5 protein-coding genes and 1 pseudogene are annotated in these 3,941 nt (G+C 31.0%); 3 read left to right on the top strand and 3 right to left on the bottom strand.

Annotation, left to right across the window (positions count from 1 at the left end):
• From J6V67_RS07185 to truA, 3 genes and pseudogenes are all read left to right on the top strand, one after another.
• Positions 1-350 (top strand): annotated as a pseudogene (locus J6V67_RS07185) (hypothetical protein); the annotation flags it as partial.
• On the top strand, positions 347-1,372 hold the full coding sequence (locus J6V67_RS07180; protein WP_291860808.1) for an LptF/LptG family permease: 1,026 nt from the start codon (positions 347-349) through the stop codon (positions 1,370-1,372). The pseudogene J6V67_RS07185 and the gene J6V67_RS07180, both read left to right, overlap by 4 nt.
• On the top strand, positions 1,372-2,133 hold the full coding sequence (truA, locus tag J6V67_RS07175) for a tRNA pseudouridine(38-40) synthase TruA (protein WP_291860806.1): 762 nt from the start codon (positions 1,372-1,374) through the stop codon (positions 2,131-2,133). The genes J6V67_RS07180 and truA overlap by 1 nt, the downstream gene beginning before the upstream one ends.
• A gap of 53 nt (positions 2,134-2,186) precedes the next feature.
• Here truA and J6V67_RS07170 read toward each other — a convergent pair whose 3' ends face one another.
• Genes J6V67_RS07170 through J6V67_RS07160 form a run of 3 tightly spaced genes read right to left on the bottom strand, consistent with a single transcriptional unit; the run spans position 2,187 to position 3,882 of the window.
• On the bottom strand, positions 2,187-2,525 hold the full coding sequence (locus tag J6V67_RS07170) for a chaperone NapD (RefSeq protein ID WP_291860804.1): 339 nt from the start codon (positions 2,523-2,525) through the stop codon (positions 2,187-2,189).
• Positions 2,522-3,421 carry a hypothetical protein gene (locus J6V67_RS07165; protein WP_291860803.1) on the bottom strand — a complete coding sequence of 300 codons (900 nt, stop codon included), beginning with the start codon at positions 3,419-3,421 and terminating at the stop codon, positions 2,522-2,524. Before J6V67_RS07165 ends, J6V67_RS07170 begins: the two co-directional genes overlap by 4 nt.
• The gene (locus J6V67_RS07160; protein ID WP_291860800.1) at positions 3,421-3,882 is read right to left on the bottom strand and encodes a 4Fe-4S ferredoxin; all 462 of its coding nucleotides are present in this window, start codon (positions 3,880-3,882) and stop codon (positions 3,421-3,423) included. The genes J6V67_RS07165 and J6V67_RS07160 overlap by 1 nt, the downstream gene beginning before the upstream one ends.
• Between the last annotated feature and the right edge of the window lie 59 nt (positions 3,883-3,941).

Below are 3,941 nucleotides of genomic sequence, written 5' to 3'. Positions count from 1 at the left end.
GGTATTTTTTGGCTGTATTATATGCTTCTATAACTCAAATTAACAATATTTTAGACTCATTTATCATAATTGGTATTATGATAATACTAAAAAGCACTCTAATGCTACGCCCACGCCATCAAATTTTAGAACCAATGGGTGAGGCTGATAGCATTTTTATCGCTTCGATGGTGGAGATTTTAGGGCTTGAGTGGGGATTTGTGGCTCTATTTTTAGGGGCATTAGTTCAGCTTTTTATCCACATATCTATAAAAGATAAAACCATTGCATTTATTCCGGCACTTTTTGGCGGATTTATCGTTGCTGCAAGCCTTAAGAATTTTACAAATATAAATTTAGGATTGATATGAATAGAGTTAATCGATATCTTTTTAGTAGTTTTTTATCTACTTTTGCCTCACTATTTGCGACGCTATTTTTAATCGTTTCGATTGTATTTTTTATTCAGATTGCTAGAATTACTAGCTATATAGATATTAGTTTTTTAGAATTAATCAAACTTTATCTATTTATGCTTCCTCAAATCATACTTTTTACTGTTCCAATTGGTTTTTTTGTTTCACTAGCGATGAGTTTTTTTCGTCTTTCAAGGGAGAATGAAAGTATTGTAATTTTTACCCTAGGATATAACCCTAAAGATATAGCTAAATTTTTTCTAAAAATCTCAGCTATGATCTCAGCTGCATTACTATTTATCGCCCTTGTTGCAATGCCAACAGCAATGAATTTAAATAATAACTTTGTATCTTATAAAAAAACAAAATTAAGTCTAAATATAAAACCTAGCGAATTTGGGCAAAGATTTGGCGAATGGATGGTCTTTATAGATAAGCAAAATATAGATGAGAATCTCTCAAAATATGAAAATATTGTTTTATACAATCACAATAAGGAGAGTGAAAGATTTATAACTGCTAGCAGTGGTGATATCACAAATGAAAATGCAAGGCTAAATTTAATCTTAAAAGATGGCTATATCTATGATATTAAAAATAATAAATGGAATATCTCAAAATATGATTTTCTAACAATTCGTTCTAATATAAAAGATGATTCTAACGATAATTTTAGCATATCCAACTACTGGAAACAAGCCAGTAGCGACCCAAAAGTTGCTAAAAACCTTACAATATACTGCCTTATAGCCCTATTTCCTCTAGCTAGTACACTATTTGCTCTAAGCTTTGGAATTGTTACATATAGATATGAAAAAGGTATGATATATATTGGAATATTCGCTGTTTTAGCGACATATTTTACTGCAATTTTGTTACTATCTAAGTATCCATTTTATGGAATTCCTCTTATATTTGCAACTACATTTTTAGCAAGCCAAGCAGCATTTATACAGAAAGTGGTTAAAAAATACTAATGAAAATTGCTCTAAAATATAGCTACGATGGATCTAAATTTAGCGGCTCTCAAACTCAACCAAATGTCCAAGCCGTTGAAGATGCTATCAATGAAGCTTTAAGCCATGTAGGAATTTATGAACCAGTGTTATCTGGCTCTAGAACAGATAAAGGCGTTCATGCATTAAACCAAATATCAACTGTGAATTGTGGTGATTTTTGGAATTTAGATAGGTTAAAAGAGCAAATTAATCGTCATCTTAGCCCTTATATTAGCCTTAAGGATATATGGATTGTAGATAAAGATTTTCATCCTAGATTTAGCGCAGCTGCTAGAGAGTATAGATATATAATTTATCATGGTAATAAATCGCCATTTTTAAGTGATTTTGTATATTTTTATCCAAATTTAGATTTAAAAAGATTAAATTTAGCACTGACCTGCTTTATTGGTAGGCAAGATTTTAAACCATATTATAAGGTTGGAAGTGGAGAAAAATCAACTATTAGAGAGATATATAAAGCATACGCATATCAAATTCAAAAATCTGCATTTAGCATAAATAGATATAGCGATGAGCCAAATTTAACTATTATAAAATTTAAAGCCAATGGATTTTTAAGAGCCCAAGTCAGATTAATGGTGGCAAACGCTATAAAAGCTGCGAGCAGCAATCAAAAACTAGACGAATTCATAGAGCTTCACAAATCTCAAAAACCATTAACTAAAATGCCAGCTCCGCCAAATGGATTATATTTAAAAAAGGTGTTTTTTAAGTAGAATTGATTTTGGCGGATAAATTCCGCCATTTGATTTAAAACTATTTAAGTAAGTTAAATATTTGGATTGCCATTATATTTTATATCTTTAACATCCATTTCATCTATTTTACGGACTATTTCACCAATATCATTTGAATTAGCTTTGGAAATATCATTATCTAAGTCTTGATAGCTATATATCATTGCTACAGTGCTAACGCCTTCTATATGCTCTAGGCTTCTAAATGTAGCTAGTTCGCCATCTAAATCAGATGATTCTATCAATACCACTATCTTATCATTCTCTTTAGCGGCAACTTCACAGTTTGGAATGGTGCTAATTTTACTTACTACCTCATCGCTCAATTTAGCATCCATCAAGGTAATTACTACGCTTGAGATATTATTCATTTTATACTCCAAAAATATATCTTATTATCATAACTTGAGCCAATCAAATAATCATTACTAAAAATTAGATAATTTAATGAAGCTCCATCATACTCTATATTTTTAATTATTTCACCATTTTTATCAATAATTTTTACACTATTTTCTGTACTAAATGCTCCCTTATCGCTACTTATTCCAACACAATATACTAAAAATTTAGCCTCATAATAAAACTCTTTTGAACCATTATTAAAGTATGATTTTTTATCAGCAGAACCACTAATTAATAATTTGCCATCAATACCAACGCTATAGATTGTATCTTTTTGTGCATTAACTTGTTTTACTACTCTTTTTAGCTTAGTATCAAAATAAAATATCACACCACCTTCAATCCCAATAGCTAAAACACCATTTTTCCTATCATATGCAGCATCACCAGTACTCGAAGTAGTCAGCTTATTTTCAAAAACAACCTTGCCATCTTTGAAGTTATAATACTCAACCTCACTACTTAAAGTAACAAAAATTACATGATTACTATCGAGTAAAAATATCTTTTTAACTCCATCAGTAGGCATTTTAAAGCTCTTTAAATTTCCATTTTCTAAAATACCAAGCGACTTGGTTCCATTATCGCTCTCATACAAAATGGCTACCACATCACCAAGTTTGTCAATACTAAAAATCTTTGGTGCTATATCATTATCAAAATAATTTGAGAACTTTGGTAGATCTATCATCTTATTTAGCTCTTGAGTCTTTATGCTATAATTATAAAGCTCGCCATTATCAAGCCCTATTAATAGATTATCTTTATCAAGCTTGACACTTACAGCATTTGCAGGTAATTTCAGCTCAAAACTACCCCATAAAAATGTAATAGCCATAAATAAAACTACAAAAAATCTCATCAATTTCCCCTTACAATTACTGAGTTATTTACACATACGCTTACACACTCACTACACCCTACGCAACTATCATTAACAGTAGGCCTAAACATTCCTAGATACTCTATGGCTCTAAATTTACAAATATCTAAGCAGTTGTAGCATATAACCTCATTCCAAGCCAAGCAAGTAGCTGTATTTATCTCTACGCTTGCATTTATTTTAGCCGGATAAGTCAAATTTAACACGCTCTTACCTATAGATTCACACGCTATAGCGCACTCTTTACAAAAATTACAACCAAGCTTATACTGGTTAAATTTAACTCTACCATCATCAAACTCTAAAAGTTCTCTTTGGCAACTAGACGCACAAGGCGCATGGCAGTTAATGCAATCAAACTCTCCGCTAAAATATGGCGGTGCAATAAGTCTAGGCTCTCTTTGCTTAAATTTAGCAAAGAGATTTCGCCTATCTATCATTTAATACCTTGATTTAGTATATCTACTAGATTAGATGATCTATTGCTCTCACCATCTCT

It is taken from the genome of Campylobacter sp., from assembly GCF_017646085.1.
Lineage (GTDB): Bacteria > Campylobacterota > Campylobacteria > Campylobacterales > Campylobacteraceae > Campylobacter.
This window is presented reverse-complemented; position numbering and strand designations above follow the sequence as displayed.